Source organism: Microcoleus sp. B3-A4, from assembly GCF_036705385.1.
Classification (GTDB): Bacteria; Cyanobacteriota; Cyanobacteriia; order Cyanobacteriales; family Microcoleaceae; genus Microcoleus.
The window spans coordinates 40,584-59,031 of sequence record NZ_JAUBUI010000028.1 but is presented as its reverse complement, the minus strand read 5'-3'; the positions used below and the strand labels follow the sequence as shown (position 1 = coordinate 59,031).

Annotated in this window: 15 protein-coding genes and 1 other RNA gene; 2 read left to right on the top strand and 14 right to left on the bottom strand. The window is 43.5% G+C overall.

Annotation, left to right across the window (positions count from 1 at the left end; translation table 11 throughout):
* Positions 1-11 precede the first annotated feature (11 nt).
* Together QUB33_RS13750 and QUB33_RS13745 are read right to left on the bottom strand one after the other, a co-directional pair.
* The gene (locus QUB33_RS13750) at positions 12-1,829 is read right to left on the bottom strand and encodes an EAL domain-containing protein (protein WP_333351189.1); all 1,818 of its coding nucleotides are present in this window, start codon (positions 1,827-1,829) and stop codon (positions 12-14) included.
* On the bottom strand, positions 1,826-4,720 hold the full coding sequence (locus tag QUB33_RS13745; protein WP_333351188.1) for an ATP-binding protein: 2,895 nt from the start codon (positions 4,718-4,720) through the stop codon (positions 1,826-1,828). The genes QUB33_RS13750 and QUB33_RS13745 overlap by 4 nt, the downstream gene beginning before the upstream one ends.
* A gap of 1,147 nt (positions 4,721-5,867) precedes the next feature.
* On the opposite strand from QUB33_RS13745, the gene QUB33_RS13740 reads away from it, so the two are divergent.
* Both QUB33_RS13740 and folB read left to right on the top strand, forming a co-directional pair.
* Positions 5,868-7,235, top strand: coding sequence for a serine/threonine-protein kinase (locus tag QUB33_RS13740; protein WP_333351187.1), 1,368 nt, complete (start codon positions 5,868-5,870; stop codon positions 7,233-7,235).
* Positions 7,236-7,388: 153 nt separating this feature from the next.
* Entirely contained in the window at positions 7,389-7,745 is a 357-nt protein-coding gene (gene folB, locus QUB33_RS13735) for a dihydroneopterin aldolase (RefSeq protein ID WP_190662829.1), read from the top strand.
* A 77-nt stretch (positions 7,746-7,822) separates the two neighbouring features.
* Here folB and nuoK read toward each other — a convergent pair whose 3' ends face one another.
* From nuoK to QUB33_RS13675, 12 genes are all read right to left on the bottom strand, one after another.
* Positions 7,823-8,128 (bottom strand): NADH-quinone oxidoreductase subunit NuoK, encoded by a 306-nt coding sequence (gene nuoK / locus QUB33_RS13730; RefSeq protein ID WP_199292736.1) that lies wholly within the window; start codon positions 8,126-8,128, stop codon positions 7,823-7,825.
* A 194-nt stretch (positions 8,129-8,322) separates the two neighbouring features.
* A complete protein-coding gene (locus QUB33_RS13725; RefSeq protein WP_190662828.1) occupies positions 8,323-8,946 on the bottom strand; it encodes an NADH-quinone oxidoreductase subunit J in 624 nt (207 codons plus the stop codon).
* 171 nt (positions 8,947-9,117) lie between these two features.
* Positions 9,118-9,693: an NAD(P)H-quinone oxidoreductase subunit I gene (gene ndhI / locus QUB33_RS13720; RefSeq protein ID WP_333351186.1), complete on the bottom strand. Its 576-nt coding sequence runs from the start codon at positions 9,691-9,693 to the stop codon at positions 9,118-9,120.
* A gap of 102 nt (positions 9,694-9,795) precedes the next feature.
* Positions 9,796-10,914 carry an NADH-quinone oxidoreductase subunit NuoH gene (gene nuoH, locus QUB33_RS13715; protein WP_333351185.1) on the bottom strand — a complete coding sequence of 373 codons (1,119 nt, stop codon included), beginning with the start codon at positions 10,912-10,914 and terminating at the stop codon, positions 9,796-9,798.
* Between the two features lie 365 nt (positions 10,915-11,279).
* Positions 11,280-11,670: a transfer-messenger RNA gene (gene ssrA, locus QUB33_RS13710) on the bottom strand.
* A 231-nt stretch (positions 11,671-11,901) separates the two neighbouring features.
* Positions 11,902-13,677 (bottom strand): serine/threonine-protein kinase, encoded by a 1,776-nt coding sequence (locus QUB33_RS13705; RefSeq protein WP_333351184.1) that lies wholly within the window; start codon positions 13,675-13,677, stop codon positions 11,902-11,904.
* Between the two features lie 117 nt (positions 13,678-13,794).
* Complete coding sequence (locus tag QUB33_RS13700) at positions 13,795-14,058, bottom strand: Txe/YoeB family addiction module toxin (protein ID WP_006632711.1); 264 nt, start codon at positions 14,056-14,058, stop codon at positions 13,795-13,797.
* Positions 14,055-14,633 (bottom strand): hypothetical protein, encoded by a 579-nt coding sequence (locus QUB33_RS13695; protein ID WP_333351183.1) that lies wholly within the window; start codon positions 14,631-14,633, stop codon positions 14,055-14,057. Before QUB33_RS13695 ends, QUB33_RS13700 begins: the two co-directional genes overlap by 4 nt.
* Before the next feature lie 2 nt (positions 14,634-14,635).
* Positions 14,636-15,292: a serine protease gene (locus QUB33_RS13690; protein ID WP_333351182.1), complete on the bottom strand. Its 657-nt coding sequence runs from the start codon at positions 15,290-15,292 to the stop codon at positions 14,636-14,638.
* A gap of 219 nt (positions 15,293-15,511) precedes the next feature.
* Complete coding sequence (locus QUB33_RS13685; protein ID WP_333351181.1) at positions 15,512-15,754, bottom strand: hypothetical protein; 243 nt, start codon at positions 15,752-15,754, stop codon at positions 15,512-15,514.
* 137 nt (positions 15,755-15,891) lie between these two features.
* Entirely contained in the window at positions 15,892-16,419 is a 528-nt protein-coding gene (locus tag QUB33_RS13680) for a GNAT family N-acetyltransferase (RefSeq protein ID WP_333351180.1), read from the bottom strand.
* Positions 16,420-16,461: 42 nt separating this feature from the next.
* Positions 16,462-18,384 carry a glycosyltransferase family 39 protein gene (locus QUB33_RS13675; protein ID WP_333351179.1) on the bottom strand — a complete coding sequence of 641 codons (1,923 nt, stop codon included), beginning with the start codon at positions 18,382-18,384 and terminating at the stop codon, positions 16,462-16,464.
* Between the last annotated feature and the right edge of the window lie 64 nt (positions 18,385-18,448).

Below are 18,448 nucleotides of genomic sequence, written 5' to 3'. Positions count from 1 at the left end.
ACGCGATTCAATTATAAGCCTATAAACCGCGTGGCGTTATGACTATCTAACGGGCGAGAAAAAAAGTAACCTTGTCCGAAAATACATCCTAGTTCTCGAATAATTTCTATTTGTTCTTGAGTTTCCAATCCTTCAGCAACAATTTCCATATTTAAATTTTTACCTAATAATATAATTGTTTGAATTAAACTTGTATCGTTGGGATTTCGAGCCAGGTTTTGCAAAAAGGAACGATCGATTTTTAAAGTATCAATTGGCAAATCTTGGAGTAAACTTAATGAAGAGTAGCCAGTACAAAAATCATCGATACATATACCAACACCCATAGCTTTTAAAAATTCAAAGTTTAAATTTGTTGTTTTTAATAGACAACTTTCAGTAATTTCTATATTTAAAGTGTTTTTATTTATCCCAGTTTGTTGTAAAATTTCTGCAATTTGTTCAAATAAATTAACCTGCTGGAATTGAATGGGAGAAAAGTTAACGTTCATTTTCAAAGGCAGGCCAGGCAATTCATCTTGCCAACGTCTTAACTGGCTGCAAGCTTCCAGTAAAATCCACCAACCTAAAGGATTAATTAATCCTGTTTCTTCAGCAACAGGGATAAACTGATCGGGTGAAATCATGCCTTTGGGATGATTCCAGCGGATTAAAGCTTCAAAACCTTTAATTTCTTCAGTAATGAGGGAAACAATAGGTTGATAGTACAAGCAAAATTCTTGTTTAGAGATCGCTTTTCGCAAATCTTGCTCCAGTTCGAGGCGTGCGCTCGCATCCGCTTGCATCTGCGGATCGAAAACCTGATAGTTACCACTTCCCTGCTTTTTGGCTCGATACATTGCAATATCCACATCTCTAAGGATCTCCATCGGTTGTTGATAATTCATTGCACTAGAAGTTATACCAATACTCGCTTCTACGACCGCTTCATATCCATTAAAATTAAAGGGTAACTTAAACTGTTCTAATAATTTTTGAGCGACTGAAGTTCCAGTTTCTCTTTCTACTAAAATAACAAATTCATCCCCCCCCATTCGCGTTGCTATTTGGGTAGGTTTTAAACACCCTTGCATCCGCTTGGCTACGCACTTTAGTAGCTCGTCTCCTGCTAAATGTCCTAGGCTATCATTGATAACTTTAAAACGATCTAAGTCAACAAACAAAACAGAATAACTTGTATTTGCTGTAATTAACTCCTGCAATTGCTTAATCAACCAGTCTCGATTTGGCAAACCTGTTAAGGAGTCATGGAAGGCATTATGCTCCAATTGAGCTTGACTTCTGTACAAGTCTTGCAGCGTTTTAGACAGTTCTGCTGTTCGTTCTTTGACTCGGATTCCCAATTCTTGATTTAGCTGTTTTAAGTCTGCACGAGCCTTGGCATGTTCCGCAATTTCTTGTAATAAATGCTGATTTTGAGATTCAATAGTTTGAGTTAAATGCCTCAGATCTAAATGAGTTTTAATTCTCGCTAAAACCTCTTCTTTTTGAAAAGGTTTAATAATATAATCTACAGCTCCTAAAGACAAACCTTTGACAACATTATCTGTTTCCGAAAGAGCCGTAATAAAAATTACAGGAATTTTACTGTATAGGGGGTTTACTTTCAAGCGTTCATAAGTTTCAAATCCGTTTATTCCGGGCATCATTATATCTAATAAAATTAGATCGGGAATCACATAATTTATTTTTTGGATAGCACTTTCTCCATCTTGAGCTACCAAAACCTCAAAACTAGCTTCACTGAGGAAATCCGATAAGATTTTTAAATTAGCAGGGACATCATCCACTACCAAAATTGTATTTGAGTAAGACCTTAAATTGTTCATAAATTTATTTCCTTGTATTGAGTGAGCATTTCCAAGATTTTTTTCTCTTGAAAGTCTTTAGCTAACTGCCGCAATTTTGACGCAAATGACATATATTTGGGATCGGTTTTTTCAAGAGTTTCTGTCTGTTTTATAATCTCTTTCAAATTACCTCGCAAAGCCAAATTAAACAGTTTATCTAATGCTTCTGGAGGAGGAGGAACAATTTTATCGTAATTGGGTTTTCTTCCTGAAGGCATCAATGATACAGCTTCATAAATCCACTCTATTTGTAAATGAAGTTCTAACTTTTCTAAAAGTTCTTCAGCTTGAACAGGTTTGGCTAAAAAGTCAACTGCTCCCGCTTGTAAGCTTTGATTTTGGTCTGTTTCAAAAACACTCGCTGAAGAAACAATTATTTTAATATCTTTTAATTCTAAGCTTGTTTTCCAGTATTCCATCAATTGAAATCCATCCATTTCTGGCATAACTAAATCTGTAATTACTAAATTTGGTTTAGCCTGAGTTGCTATGTTCAATCCTTGTTTACCGCTGGTCGCTTCTATTACTTCAAATCCTAGAGGAGTCAGTAAATTAACAATGACCGAGCGATTTTCCCAACGATCGTCAATCACGAGAATTTTTTGGGTATCTGCTTTAAATCCAATAATTTTACCTCTGTCAGTTTGAGAACTTGTATTAACCCATTCTGTGGCTTCTAATAAATCTAAATCAAACCCAAAAATACTGCCCATTTGTAATTGACTGGTGACTTGAATGGTACTGCCCATTAATTGAATGATTTTTTGAGTGATTGCCAGTCCTAATCCCGTTCCTTCTGCTTGATTTTTGCGAGATCCAACTTGTTCAAAAGGTAAAAATATTTTGGCGATTTCTTCTGGTTTAATTCCTATTCCTGTATCTTTGACACTGAAGCGAATTTTATAGCGGTTTTGATTGGAACAATTAATATTTTTTTCAATTAAACTGACACTAAAACTTATGTCTCCTATTTTGGTAAATTTGATGGCGTTACCAAGGAGGTTAATTAATGCTTGTCGCAAGCGTTTTTCGTCGGCGTGAATGGCAATGGGTAAATCGGGATCGGGTTGGTAGCTAAATTTGAGACTTTTTTGTTCGGCGCGAATGCGACAAATTTCGGCAACGGCTTGTAGAAAAGCGGGAAAATGAAATTCTGTAGGGTAGAGTTCCATTTTCTGAGCTTCTATTTTAGACAGATCGAGAATATCGTTAATCAAAGTTAGCAGGTGAGAACCGCACTGGTAGATAATGTCAATGCTATTTTGTTCGTGTTCTCCTAGTTTTACAGAACGTTTGAGGATTTGGGCATAGCCTAAGATCCCGTTGAGTGGGGTTCGCAGTTCGTGACTCATGTTAGCCAGAAACTCGCTTTTGGCTTTGTTGGCATTTTCTGCTGCTTCTTTAGCGGCATAAATTTCTTGTTCGGCACGTTTGGATTCGGTAATGTCTTCTACTGTACCTTCGTAGTAGAGAATATTGCCATTATCATCACAAATAGCGCGAGCATTTTCTGAAATCCAAATAATATTACCGTCCCGGCGATAAACTTGAGATTCAAAGTCGGCAATACTGCCGCGATCGCTTATAATTTTTATAAATTCTTCTCGACGGTTGGGATCTATATAAAGTTGTTGGTTAATATTGGTTAATTTGCTAATGAATTCGCCAGGAGAATTATAACCATAAATTTCAGCCAAGGCTGGATTAGCGCTAAGATATTCGCCGGCTGGCGTAATTTGGAAAATTCCATTAATTGAATTGTTAAAAATGCTGCGATATTTGGCTTCAGCAGCTTGCAATTCTTTTTCAAATTGCTGGCGCTTTTTGCGGTTGCTGATCAAAGCTAGAAAAACGTAAGTAACTACCGCTAATACTAGCAGTGCAAACCCGATGATTTGATATTTTCTACCAACTAACTGATTCAGCCGCTGTTCCAATAAACGATCTAAAAGTGGAAAAGCTGTATCGTAAAGGTTTAATTGCGACTTTAGGGCCGTTTCGGCTGTAGCTATATATACGAATGGCTGTAAGTTGATGCTGTTGGCATTAATGATATCTTTGTCGAGTAAGTCAATAAATCTTTTGATATCCTTGAAATTTTCGCGCATGCTCGTGGATAGTTGCCGGTGAATTTGCGGATTAGCATTAGCAGAAATTTGCAAGCCTCTTTCTACTGATTGTATAGGCGGTGCAATTAAACTCCGAATAATCAAAAGTTTTGCTCTATCGCTGTCGGCAATTTTTTGTTTAGCGTGTTGAGCGGCGATTTTTGCACCTATATCTTTAGCTTGAGCCGTATTTTCTACCGTTAATGGTAGCTGCTTGATCACGGTATCCATTAAATAATAACTGTCTAAAGCTGGATCGAGAATGAGATTAGAAACATCTCCGATGTGGGCAATTAAAGCGAGGATATCATTAACAATATTTGTATGCTCTTGCCAGCTTTTGGTAGGAGATAAGTTTAAATTTTGCTTTTTTAATCGCTGCCAGTTGCCATTAATGGAAGTTTTGAGCGCTAGCCATTGCGGGCTAGTTTTAAAGTGGGGCGATAGCTGTTTTTCCACTGCATTGAGGTTTTGGATTGCCGTCTCGATCTTTTGTGTTGCCGTGGCGATCGCAGGGGCTAAAGACTTGTCCCCATTTAAATATTGGTTAACTTGCGTGCGGTGTTCAATAACAGCGACAAGCAAATTTTTCAAAGGAGAGTTATAAGCCAAGCCGAGTTTTTCTTTTTGAGTAGATTCAATTTTAATATCAATTTCAGCAATTAATTGATAAACTACCAGAGCAAAAGGAAATATAAAAATCAACAACAATGCGATTAAATTTATGGGTTCTGTGAGGTGCTGATGTAAGGGCTTGTTCATAATCTAATAAGTAATGGATAATGATTGATTTTTAAAGGGCTATGAGGATAATTGTCAATCTGTATTCTAGCCTCATGGCGGAGTTTGACAATTTATTGAGTAGCTATTTGTCCATTCTGTAAAGAGACATACCCCGTTATTCCTACACCCCCAAAAATATTTAGGATAAAAGGTCGAACCAACAGGGTAAACGCATCTTGTCAATAACGAGGGGTTTTAGCACTGCGGACTTGGCTTTATTGTTGTTTATTGAGAACGGTTTTTCCACCTGTAGCGTTTGTGTCTCTACTCAAACGCTATATATGGGAATTTAGAAATTAGATGCGTTTACCCTAGTGGAACCAAGAGCAGACCTAACGGAACTTTGGGAGTTGCAGTCATCCACTAACTGGCTGAGGCTTTTTTAGAATTTGTCCAGGTACTTGGTTAATATCAATATTACGCTGTCTTTGGCCCAGCAATACGTATTATAGTTGAACGAAGATGCTAATCCCTGTCATTTTTATTACATTACATTAATTAAAATTCTTACAAAAAACTTTAGTCCTATAACTACTTTATCCTCTTCTCTACGGAAGACTCCTACCTTTGGTAAATATTCTATTCTTCGACACCATAGAGTCATACATTTTTTGACAAATTTATGTATAGAATTGTTTCTGATTCTCAGAAAAGACCGCTCCCCAGTATCTTACTTCTAAGACTTACGCATTGACAAAATATTTATATTGTGTATAACTGCCCCTAGAGGCGATCGCTATTTCCAGAGCAGACAGAATTAAGTAAAATTACTCAAGTTGTCATTGGGAGCAGAAACATTAGACATCTCCCCAAAAGCTGAATCACCTAATGGGACACAATTGTGCAGAATATGCACACCCAGTTGACTTCACCTCGATTTGACGACAACATCAGAATGAGAAGCAATTCTAGTTAAAAGCTAGTCCAGAAATAGCGCTTAGTTTAGTCGTTTTTCTGATAATGATGAGGGAGAGTCTACATCATCAAACGAGCGCTAAAGCTATTGAGTAGAGGATTGATATTGCTGGGGCGATCGCCCTTCCTTCCCTCGCATTCAAACAAACTTAGCTACAATAAGCTATACTGTGCTCGGCGACCCCCCAAATCGAACAATTTGCCGTGGTTTATGTCTAACTCCTCCCTCCTCACCCCTGGTTCGACTCTCGAAAAACGCTACCGCATCCTCCGCGAATTGGGCCGGGGCGGCTTCGGTCGCACTTATCTCGCCGAAGATATCAACCGCTACAACGAACATTGCGTGCTCAAAGAGTTTTCTCCGGTGGTTCACAGTCCGAAAGCTGCCGAATTGTTCGATCGCGAAGCGAGTATGCTTTACCACCTCCAACACCCGCAAATTCCCCGCTTTCGAGAACTGCTGCGAACCGATTTGGGCGGGAATCCATCTTTATTTTTAGTACAAGATTATATCAACGGTCAAACCTACGAAGAAATATTGATATCGCGCCAGCAGCAAGGTAAAAATTTTACCGAAGCCGAAGTTACTCAACTGCTATTTCAGCTTTTACCAGTTTTAGAATACATCCACTCAAAAAATTTAATTCACCGCGATATTTCCCCGGATAATATTATTCAGCATGATGCTGACAAACTACCCTTTTTAATTGATTTCGGTTCCGTCAAGCAAATCGCAGCCAATGCCGTACTTCAGTTTAACGGACAATCGGATACGGCGATCGGCAAACAGGGTTATTCGCCTGCCGAACAAATGCGACTGGGTAAAGTTTCTGCAGCTAGCGATTTGTACGCTTTAGCCGTCACGGCTTTGGTACTGCTAAGCGGCAAAAAGCCTCAAAAATTGTACGATATCAATAATAAAACTTGGGATTGGCGATCGCACGTCCGTGTCAGCTCAAATTTAGCCACGGTATTGGATCGGATGTTAGCAGAACAACCGGGCGATCGCTACCAATCTGCAAAAGCAGTCCGCGAAGCATTCAAAGATCCAAAACTATCTCAAATTGGCAGTATAATTTCCCAAATGGTGACAATGAACTTTGTCGGCCGCCCTTTCAAAAACACCACTCAAACTGCTACCAGCAATCATACTCCTGTTCACCAAAATCCTCAAATTGTTAACCACAACAGTACATTCAAGTTAATTCCTTGGAAAACCCTAGGGAGTTTAAGTGTGATTTTGGTGCCAGGAATTTTAGCTTTTAGTGTAGTCAAATCTGGTTTCACGTTGCCCAAGTTGCCGGATTTACCTAAATTTACTTCGCGCCAGCAACCTCCCGATACATCCTTAGAGGAAGCCGAAATAATTCGTCAAGAAAAGATTGGTAAACGGCGCAAAAATCTCAACATTAATCAAGATATTTTCTATCAAAAAGTTGATGAATTATATTACAATAAATATCCAGAATTACAAAGGCGCAGCTTGACAGAAAAGCCAGAAGATGCTGAAATTAGGCGGAAATGGTATGAAGTTGCTGAGGATTTACTCGACAAGTTGGAGAAAGGAGGAGAGTTATAAAATCTAAGATAGAATAAGAGTGATTGAACCGCAGAGGGCGCAAAGAGCGCAGAGGGAGAAGGAAAAGGGCAAAAAAAGAGAGAGAAGAGAAAGAGAACTTTATCTGGTTTAATACAAATTGGTATAGACAACGCACTTTTAGTTTATTGCAAAATGGATTCTATTCAACTTACAGGAATTCGCTGTTACGGATATACGGGCTATCTGCCGGAAGAGCAAGTTTTGGGGCAGTGGTTTGAAGTGGATGTTACTCTCTGGCTGGATTTATCGCAAGCTGGAAAAAGTGATGATATTCAACATACTCTTGATTACCGCAGCGCAATTACTCTAATTCAAAAGCTAGTCCAAGAGTCGAAATTTTTATTAATCGAACGCCTAGCAGATACTATTGCTCAAGCGCTTTTAGAACTACCGTTAGTGGAAAAAGTTAAACTACAACTCTCGAAACCTGCGGCCCCCATCCCTGATTTCGGGGGTAGAATTACTCTAGAAATTACTAGAAGTCATTAGTCCTTAGTCATCAGTCTTTAATCTGCATTAGTTTCTCGCTAATGACTGATGACTGATGACTGATGACTATTGATTAATTACCACTTCAGCAAGTTAAATTCTTCCATGTCTACGGTATTGCGGTTGCGATAAATCGCCAAAACAATTGCCAAACCCACCGCAGCTTCAGCCGCCGCTACCGTAACTACAAACACGGTAAATACTTGGCCCTTAACTTGTACGGGGTCGAGATAATTGGAGAAACCCATCAAATTGAGATTGACAGCATTCAGCATCAACTCGATCGACATCAACACGCGCACTGCATTTCGGCTGGTAATCAAACCGTAAATACCAATACAGAAAAGTGCGGCGGCTAATAACAGGAAATACTGGAGTTGCAGTTGCATAAATTTTTTGAGTCTTTCTCAATAAACATTACTACAAGACAGAGAGATAGGTGCAGTGAACACCCTACTGTAGCGTGTCTAAATCATTCATACACTAGGGGTAGTTATTAGCTACCTACCTCCGAGCGGGGCAACCACGGGTAAATTCCCCCTACCTTAAATGTACGAATCATTTAGACTAACTACTTTTATTTAGATTCTGGCGAAGACACATCTCCGGCAGAAACTAATTCGCGAGGTCTTTCCGGCAAACTCAAAGCAGGTGTTTCGGATAGCTTCTTTGAAAGTTCATCCGGGAAAAAATCGCGGCGCGCCAACACAATTGCTCCGACCATTGCCATCAGCAAAAACACTGATGCTAACTCGAAAGGCAGCAAAAAGTCGGTGAAGAAATGTTTGGCGATCGTGACGATCGAACTTTCTGCCGGTGCTCCCGTCGTTGCCACAATAGTCCAAGGAGTAGACACCACCATCGTACCCAAAAGCGCAAACAAGCCTACGCAAACTACTGCGGTTGCTACTTGACGCACCCAAGCGTTGGGAATTGTGCGGAAATCTTCTCGCTTGTTCACCAACATAATCGCAAACAAAATCAAGACGTTAACAGCGCCAACATAAATCAATACCTGCGCTGCTGCTACAAAGTCGGCATTCAGCAACAAGTACAAGCCGGCAATGCTGGTAAATACGCCGCACAGCAAAAAAGCTGAGTAAACGATGTTGGATAACAGCACTACTCCTAGTGCTCCTGCAATCATCATTACGGACAGTATGCCAAATGAAACAATTTGAACCCCTTCAGCTAGATTCACAATTTTTTATCCTTTGGTAATTGGTAATTGGGAATTGGTAATTGGGCATGGGGACATTGGGCATGGGGCCTTGGGCATTTGTTAGTAGTTATTTAGTTATTAGAAAAACTACTAACAAGTAACCACTCATCACTAATTACTAACTATGCCCCATGCCCCATGCCCCATTACCTACTTTTCGATAATTTCCTCTGGACGCAGACCGGCGCGGCGATCGGTGCTGGGAACTTCATGAGGGTCGATCGCACCTTTCGGCAAATAAGCGAATTCGCGCATCGGTGTCACCATCGGGTCATCTGTAACCTTGTAAGGTAAACGTCCGAGGGCCACGTTGTCAAAATTCAATTCATGACGTTCGTAGGTGGCTAACTCATACTCTTCTGTCATCGACAAACAATTAGTCGGACAATATTCTACGCAGTTGCCGCAGAAGATACAAACACCGAAATCGATACTGTAGTGCTTGAGTTGTTTCTTCTTGGTTTCTTTGTTAAATTCCCAATCCACTACAGGTAAGTTGATCGGACATACCCGAACGCACACTTCGCAGGAGATGCACTTGTCAAATTCAAAGTGAATTCTGCCCCTAAAACGTTCGGAAGGAATTAATTTTTCGTAAGGATACTGCACCGTAATCGGGCGGCGTCTCATGTGGTCAAAAGTAACACCTAGACCTTGACCGATATACTTAGCAGCTTGAAAACTTTCTTTGGCGTATTCGCCTACTTGATTGAGGAATTTTAACATGGTGTTCTCTCTCTGTACTTGAGTTTTTGGTAATTGCTAATTGATAATAGGTAATTGGTTAACAGCTATTTTTTTTAGCTGTTGCCATTTACCTATTATCAATTAACCGCCAAAAGCAAAGGGAAAGGCAAGCTTCAAAGCTGCGGTCAATAGCAAATTAACTAAAGCAACGGGCAGCAAAAACTTCCATCCCAAATCTAGCAATTGGTCGATCCGAACTCGCGGCAGAGTCCAGCGGAGTAGAACTGCCAGAAACAGGAAAAAGTAGGCTTTCAACATGGTCATTGTAATGCCCAGCAAGCCAGTAATTACCTGCAACCAAGGAGTCGTCTCGCTCAATCCCAGCGCATTTGTCAGCACTTCGACAGGAATGGGGGATTCCCAGCCGCCGAGGTACAAAACTGCTACTAGCAGGCAAGAAAGGACGAGGTTAACGTAGGAAGCGATATAGTACAAAGCAAATTTCATGCCTGTGTACTCAGTCTGATATCCTGCTACCAATTCTTCTTCTGCTTCCGGGAGGTCAAAGGGCAAGCGTTCGCATTCTGCTAGTGCTGCAATCCAGAAAATCAGGAAACCTGCGGGTTGGCGCCAGATATTCCAGCCGACAATGCCGTAGCCGGCTTGCTGGTGTACGATGTCGATCGTACTGAGGCTGTTGGACATCATCACGACTGCCAATACTGCCAAAGCTAGGGGAATTTCGTAGCTGAGGGATTGAGCCGCGGCTCTGAGTCCTCCGAGGAGGGCGTATTTGTTGTTTGAAGCATAGCCGGACATCAGCAAGCCGATCGGCTGAATGCTAGAAAGAGCAATCCACAGAAATATCGCTGTCCCGATATCGGCGATCAGCATATGCTCTCCGAAGGGCACGATTAAGTAGGAGAGAAAAACTGGAATCACCACAATTACCGGGCCTAGGGTAAATAGCAGCGCGTCAGCTTTGGCCGGTACAATGTCTTCTTTGAATACCAACTTCAGACCGTCAGCAACGGGTGCTAGCACTCCCAGAGGGCCGATAAATTCCGGGCCTACCCGCTGTTGAGCGGCGGCGGAAATTTTCCGTTCCAGCCAGACGCTAGTGAGTACCCCGAAAACGGCAGCGACAATCATCAGCAACATCGGCAGCGGTAGCCAAAGCACTTGGGCGATGTCCGCCGGTAAGCCCAAATTCATGAGGGCTTCTACGAAACTTCCTTGTAAGTCAATTCCTGGGTTCATTTGTCCAGCTTTTGAGCGGTCAGCATATAATTTTTCACCCGTCCTTCGTAGGAGTAGGCTTAGAAATCGGGGTCTTTGTAAAGATTTTTAATGCTTTACCGCCTAATAGTATATCGCCCGACAGGCTCCAAGAACGCACAGACAGGGTGAAGTTCTAATTATATGAGTCCGCAGCGTAGCTAATGGGTGGGTAATTTATGTATTTTTACTTAGTCGATCCAGCTAATCTATTTTAGATTTTAGATTTTAGGTTTTAGATTGAACATGGAATGCCAAACAAAAGGGCCCAGAGTTAACTCTGGGCCCTTTTAATGCTTTAAAGTAACTTTCAAATGGCTTAAACCATTGATTTTACGTCACTTTTTTTATGGAACTGGGCAGAATCGAACTGCCGTCCAAAGCGGGTATTTACCTTCCGATCGTTCACAGGTTTATCCCCTCTAATCCTCGGGGCGGGAACCATTTTTATCCCAAATGGGGGGATTTTCTAGTGATTGCTTTCCCAGCTAGCCGACTAGAAACGTTTAGCTAGGGCATCCGTTGGGGGTTGTTATGCTACCGTTAACGGAGTCAGGTGGCATACACTCTAAACCAAGCTCAAGAAGTTTTTAGGCTACAGCTACGGCTTTGCGAGCGAAAGGAACGATGTTGTTCGCATTTACTATTTTTTTTGAGCCGATATTAACGAGAGTAGACTCCCTCTCGACCTGCATCACGGAGCAGCTTTCGCCACCCTGTCGAAACCATTACAGCCCCTCGTGTGTTCTTTTATGATAGACAATATTTCGTGTTGCGTCAAGTCAACCGATTTTAGATTTTGGATTTGGGATTTTGGCACAAAGCTGAGTCTGGAATATTTACATCTTGCACCATTTTCTTGAACAGGCTTTCGGGCCTGTGGCACAAGAGTTGAGTTTTCCTGTGGGGTGGGCCGAAGATCCCGCCCAGGTTTATTGACAAGGGTGCAAAATGTCAGCCCTGCCAAGTTTAATGCAAATTTTCGTCCCAGACGCCGATGTAAATCCGATCGCGCTCGTTGCGTTCGATCATCCCTTCAAGCGAACCCTTCCTAAACGTAAACCGATTGCTCCGGCGCTGCTGCACGTCGCCCAATCCTTGCAAAATCTCCCGGCTGGCGCCGCCCACCATCCCGTTTAAGGCGGTTCGCACCACCAAATCGTCCACCGACTGGGCAAAAGAACCCTCTGTTTGTACTAGCTCGCCCGAATCGCGATCGTAAATGTACCCGAGAGTAATCCGATTGGGCAATATTTCGTAAAGTGCCGTGCGAGTATTCGGCCAATAGCCTCGCGCTTGAGAGTCAGTGGGTTCTCCCAATTCCGATAAAATCTGACTTTCCGCCGTACCAACGGTATACCCAGGGATTGTGGGACTCTTCTGATAATTGGTTCCCGGTTGTTCGCTAGGTGCGGGCGATCGATCTGGCGGCAACTCTTTGTCAACAAGTTTTTCCGTTGGTGTGGGTTCGACAGCTTCCGGAGAAGGCGCTGGTGTTGGCGCTGGGGCTGGTGTTGGAGTTTCAGCAGCGGGCGCTGGAGTTTCAACAGCCGGCGCTGGATTTTCACCAGCCGGCGCTGGTGTTTCAGCAGCCGGCGCTGGTGTTTCTCTGCGAGTCGGCGCTGGCGTTGGTGTCGGCGCGGGAATGGGTGCGGGGCTGGAGCGCGCGTCTGGATCTGCAGGGGCCGAAGTGCGATCGTCCTGGGCGACTGGTGCGGGTTCCGAAGACGGCCGGTTGAGGAAAACCCTAGCAATACCGACAAAACCTGCCACAATAAGTGCGATCGTCACGAACCCCAAAATCCACCAAACCTTGCGGTTGTTGTCCCCAGAAGACACCACAGCAGGCGCTGTTCTGGAACCTGCAGGCGACTGAGGCCCGTGTCCCGGAATCACCGCCACTGTCGGCCCGGTGCTCGGCGACGCTGCACCCCCCTGCCCATGCAGCAGCGACAGCCACTCATCCACACTAGCAGGGCGATTTTGAGCTTCTACCGTCATCCCCCGCATCACCGCAGAGCTGACAGTCGCACTTAGCTGAGGCCGCAAGTCACGGGGTGAAGGCATCGGCTGGCTGGTACGCAAAATTGCAGCCACCGGCACTTGTGCTGTCAGTAAGGTGTAAAGCGTCGCCGCCATACCGTAAACATCTGTGGCGGGCGTATATTTTCCTTGAGCGAAATACTGTTCTGGGGGCGCGTAGCCGTCGGACACCATATTAGTGTGACTTTGGGTTGCGCCGGGAGTAAACTCGCGGGCAATGCCAAAATCAATCAGCACGACTTCCTGAGTACCTTGGCGCAAAAGAATGTTTTGCGGCTTGACATCTCGGTGCAGCAAACCCTTTTGATGAACTGCCTTCAACGCAGCCCCAATTTGACTGATGTAGAGAATTGCGAGATTTTCTGGTAGCGGATTATTTGAACCGACTACATCGCCCAAATTCTGACCGGCAATGTAGTCCATCACCATATAAGGCTGCCCGTCTTCCACAAAGAAATCGCTGACGCGGACAATATTCGGATGGACGCAGGAAGCCAACCGCCTCGCTTCGTCTTGAAACTTGCGATCGAACTCAGCAAAATTGGGTTGCTGCCGCAGAGATTCGTTGAGGGTTTTAATGACTACAGGCTGTCCTAAATAGCGGTGATTTGCCCTGAAAGTTATTCCAAAGCCGCCGCGGCCCAATTCTTGTTCGAGGGTGTACTTTCCACCCTGTAAAGTTTTGCCGATTAGCGCATCCATAGGTTCAGGCGATCGCGTACCAGAGAATATGGCTGATTATTGCACGTCTAGTGGGTTCTCCTCACCACTCCAAAGAGCGATCGATCTACCCCTGTATTAGTTAACCTGTTAGAAACACTACTCATAATGCGTCCACATCCGCAAAATTTTTACCGTATTCTCGGACTCAATCACCTCGTACACCAGACGATGCTGAATGTTGATTCGCCGTGAATATGCACCTTCCAAATCTCCCACCAATTTCTCATAGGGTGGCGGATTCTGAAACGGATTGGTTTGAATGATGTCGAGTAACTCTTGCGCTTTGTCTCGTAAATTGCTAGAAGCGAGCTTTTTGGCATCTTTCTGTGCCTGTTTGGTATATACCAGATTCCAATTCACCACTCCAACTCCCTAGCGCAATCCTCGATCGGCGTTGCCATTCCTTCCCGAATCGATTCCCGCATCCCTGGTACTGATAGAAGATACAGTGTCTCCTGCACAGATGCCGAGTCAGCTTCAGAAAATAACACTGCATTGCTACTCTGTCCTGCAATAACAATGGGTTGATCCGCAATCTTAGTCATTGTCATGAATACAAGAACAACAACAGGCATGATGTAGGCTGCTGCCGTACCTATTACTGGGGCGATTGCTGCTGAAACAGAACTCACAAGAGTTTTTTGTAGTACCTCTGACGAAGAAAGTAGCTGTTTGTGTTCATCAGCGTATTTTTCATCGCCGCTTAAGAATTTTTCCATTTCCTCCCGGACTTTTTCAATAGATAGATTTTTCGCTTGTTGGGTTCCAAATGGGAATGTGTGCTCTGGCATTGCATTCAGCCACTGTTTTGCTGCCTCTTCGTAAGAGTTAGTGGAATCCACTAGCTGCTTGATCATTTTTTCTTGGTATTTAGGCAGCGTTTTGAGCCACTCTTCATTATCAACCTGAAATAATTGTTCTAATTTATTTTCCATATCTACAACATTTCCCTAACGTACTCAACAGAGACCGCATGAGTAGTCTGATGGAGGGTATGCGGATCTACTCCACCCAATGAAATACCGCCTCCACCACCCGGAGCATATGACCCAATGAGAATAGCAACGACTGTAGTAGTGTATGCAGAGAATATAGGGCTTCCAGATTGACCTGGGCGAGCCTGAGTATTTAGCACGACGTGCTTGGTTTTGACTATTCCATTTTTAATTAAGATTCGTGCACCGATCTCAGTTCGTTGATGAGTGAGTACCAATCTTCCATGATCTGCGTGAGGATAACCAAAAATATCAACAACACTGCCAAAATTTAGAAGATCTGTGCTACCCATCGATATATTAGAGAACGCATTAATATCAGCAGACAAAATACACAAATCTGTGAAAGGATCAATAGCTTCAATGCGAACCGGAATTCCCTGAACTCGCTCATCAGAAGTATCTTGATAGTCATTAATGCTCGAATTATCAGGTTTTACAACCACGACTAGATTCTGCTCATCTTTATTAGTAACATGGGCCGCCGTAACAAACTTTCCAGGACTATTTAGTAGAGTTGCTGTACCAAGCAGCGATATAACATTTGCTTCTGTTCGTCCGACCGGAAATACTATGTTTGCGAGAGATGAGTATGACATTTGACTTCTTACCATTAAAGTATGAACTTGCCATATAACTATTAATTATACTACAACGGCGGTAGAAGAACACTCTCATTGATAGATCATACCGCACTTTCGCCAAAGTTATGTTTCTAAGTCGAGTAAATCGTACCGCAACTTCAACATCATACCTGATCAGAGTATCAATTGGCGCAGCAATACCTCGCTCTTTCTCGAACCGCCTGTCTCGTCGGATTACTGATTGACATCTTCAGCCACCATGATTGCATTGATGTGGGTAAAGATACGATCTAATTCCCCAATGGCATCGAGTTCCGCTACCTCTTCTGCCATTAGTTGATCAGCCTTCTTCTTCTCTAACAAATTTTCCAGGCGCTGTTGCAGCGATTCACTAAATTTGAACAACTTCCACCCCTCGACTTTTTCAAGGCAAATCTCATGGATTAACGAGGAGGGGTTGTTGAGAATTGAAACCATTGTAGGCTCCGAGCTTCGGCTTTTAGGTAGTGACTAGATTATAGCTTTGATTCAATCTGGCAGATTTTATGCTCCAACCGAGAACCTTCAAATTACCGCCAAAACCAGTGACTTAAACAGCGAAACGGCGTTACAGTTCAAGTCGGATGATATTCATCCCTGCTTATTTGCCATCGCCATATCTTGCCTTCTTCAGGATCGTCCACCTCTACAATGAACTTCATTCCCACTTTTTGCAACACCCTATTTGAGGCATTTTTTTCAGCTAAAGTGTGGGCGATGACTGCTTTAACCTCCTCGTGAGCGAAAGCATAATCGATCATTCCCTGTACCACCTCGGTTGCAAATCCGCGATTCCAATATTCGGAAGCAATTTCATAACCTATCTCTATAGTCCCCGACTCATCAGGTGAGCCTTTGAAACCTCCATTGCCGACAAGCACTTCATTTTTGGGATGAAGAAAGAAGTAGTTGCCCCAGTCAGTTGGAGGTGGATTGGATTCGCAAGATTCGTCAGCAGGGAGGGAAAATGCTTCCGGGAAATGAGGCCAGCTATTCGGCAATATGACATTTAAAATTGCTGCAAGCTCGCTTTTATTGCGTAACAAAGCTTCTACGTGAATCCTTTCGACGGCAAGTAGTTCAAAATTGTTAGTTTTAATCATTTTTCTACCTTCTTTAACAAGTATGAGATCACACTATAGACACTAGCGAAACGCGGTTCTCGGAACCCTGGCGAGTTGGTAAGCGCCCCGACTCTCCACCAATTGATATTGATTTGGCTGCAATCCTAATTGCACAAATTTCTCGGGATATCCCAGCACCAAAATAGAGGGAGAAGTTGGGTTTTTAGATTCCTTAACGTAGTCGATCGCCTTTTGGACAGCTCGGTAGTAAGTCACCGGCCCTTCGGTATAAAAAACCAGACTTGGTTTCCAGAAACCAACCATCAGCAACTCTTCCCCCGGCAGTTTTTGTTGAACCGCAACCTGCGCTAACTGTCTCAGAGGTAATTGGCGGTTGATATCGACCACTTTGTAGGCTGGAGTAAGACCAAAGATGATAAATGCTACTAACCCGATCAGGTTAGCAACCAAAATCCAGCGCTGTTGCCGCTTCCAGAGTAAAAGTGCGATCGCCACCGCTGTAATTATCCAAATCGTACCGCCGACAATCAGCACTCCCGACTGCTGAATTGCTTGGGGAAAATTGGGCATTGCCGGGTCGTCTCCGAGCCAGTTGTAGCAGTAGAAAGTTGCTCCGGCTATAATTAATAAAAATACGACATTGAAAATGTATGTAGCTAACAGCCCTCGCGGTAAATAATTCGGTTTTTTTTCTAACTTTATCCGCCTGTTATCGGGTTCATTGCCTGCAATAATATCGCTCCACAGCAGCGTTACCAAAATCGCAGCGGCGGGGATTAAAGGCAATACATAACTCGGCAATTTGGTAACGGCGATCGTGAAAAAGCTAAAGATGCAGCCGAACCAAAATAGGGCAAATAAACTCAACTGAGCCGATCGCGGTTGACGACGCCAGTAACTGCGCTGCCAAAAACGGGTGCGGGCGATCGCCACAGGCAAATAAATCGACCAAGGCGCAAAACCCACTAGCACTACAAAAAAGTAAAAATACCAAGGCGCCGAGTGCTTGTTCACTACTCCAGTAAAACGCTGGAAATTGTGATAGCCAAAAAAGCTGTCAATATAAGTTTGACCGTTGGCTAAAATAACTAAAATGTACCAAGGCAACGCGATCGCCAGAATAATCAAGATTCCCGACACCGGACGCATTTCGCGCCAAAGTTGCCGAAAATTTCCCAAATAAAGCCCGAAGCTGCCAACAATCAGCGCTGGCACGACAATTCCCACAGGCCCCTTAGCCAGAATTGCTAAGGCAATTAGTACGTAAAAAATCAGATACCACTTATTGGGAAATCTGGAAGCGGAAACGGTGGAAACTTCTGCTTGTTCTCTCTGTTCTTCTAGAGTGTAACCGAGGAAAAAGGCAAGCAGTGCCGAACACATACAGCCGACTAATAGCATATCTGAAACGCCAGTCCGTCCCCAGGCAAGAGTTTGGGGATTTAAAGCTATTAGGGCAGCACCAATCCAAGGAGTAGAAAGAAAGATAGGAAGACGGGGAGTTTTGAGTTTAGAGTTTTGAGTGGGGAAGAATTTTCCTTCTTCTTCATTCCCTCTTCCTTCTTCCTCCTTCCTTCTTCGTTGTTCCTTCGAGTCAGTAAACTGTTGTAGGGTATAGAATCCCAGGCAAGTCAGACCGATCGCGCACAAGGCCGAGGGAAGACGCACGGCCCATTCGTTAACACCCAGAATGCGGTAAGCCACCGCCATCAGCCAGTAAATCAACGGCGGCTTGTCAAACCTGGTTTCGCCGTTGAAATAAGGAGTGATCCAATCCCCTGTCACCGTCATTTGACGGGCGGCTTCGGCAAACAAGGGTTCGGTTTCGTCAACTAAACCGCTGTTGCCCAGATTCCACAAGAAACCCACCCAGGCGATGGCGCACAGCCACAACAGCGACAGCAACAAAGGTGCGATCCTCTTCGAGGGCTTCGCTAACGGGCGATTTCTAAACTCTGACAAACTTTTAATAACTTCCTTCACCTAAACTTCCTGCGATTTTAGATTTAAAATTTTAGCTCGCATAGAGAGTCTACCGAAAGATTCG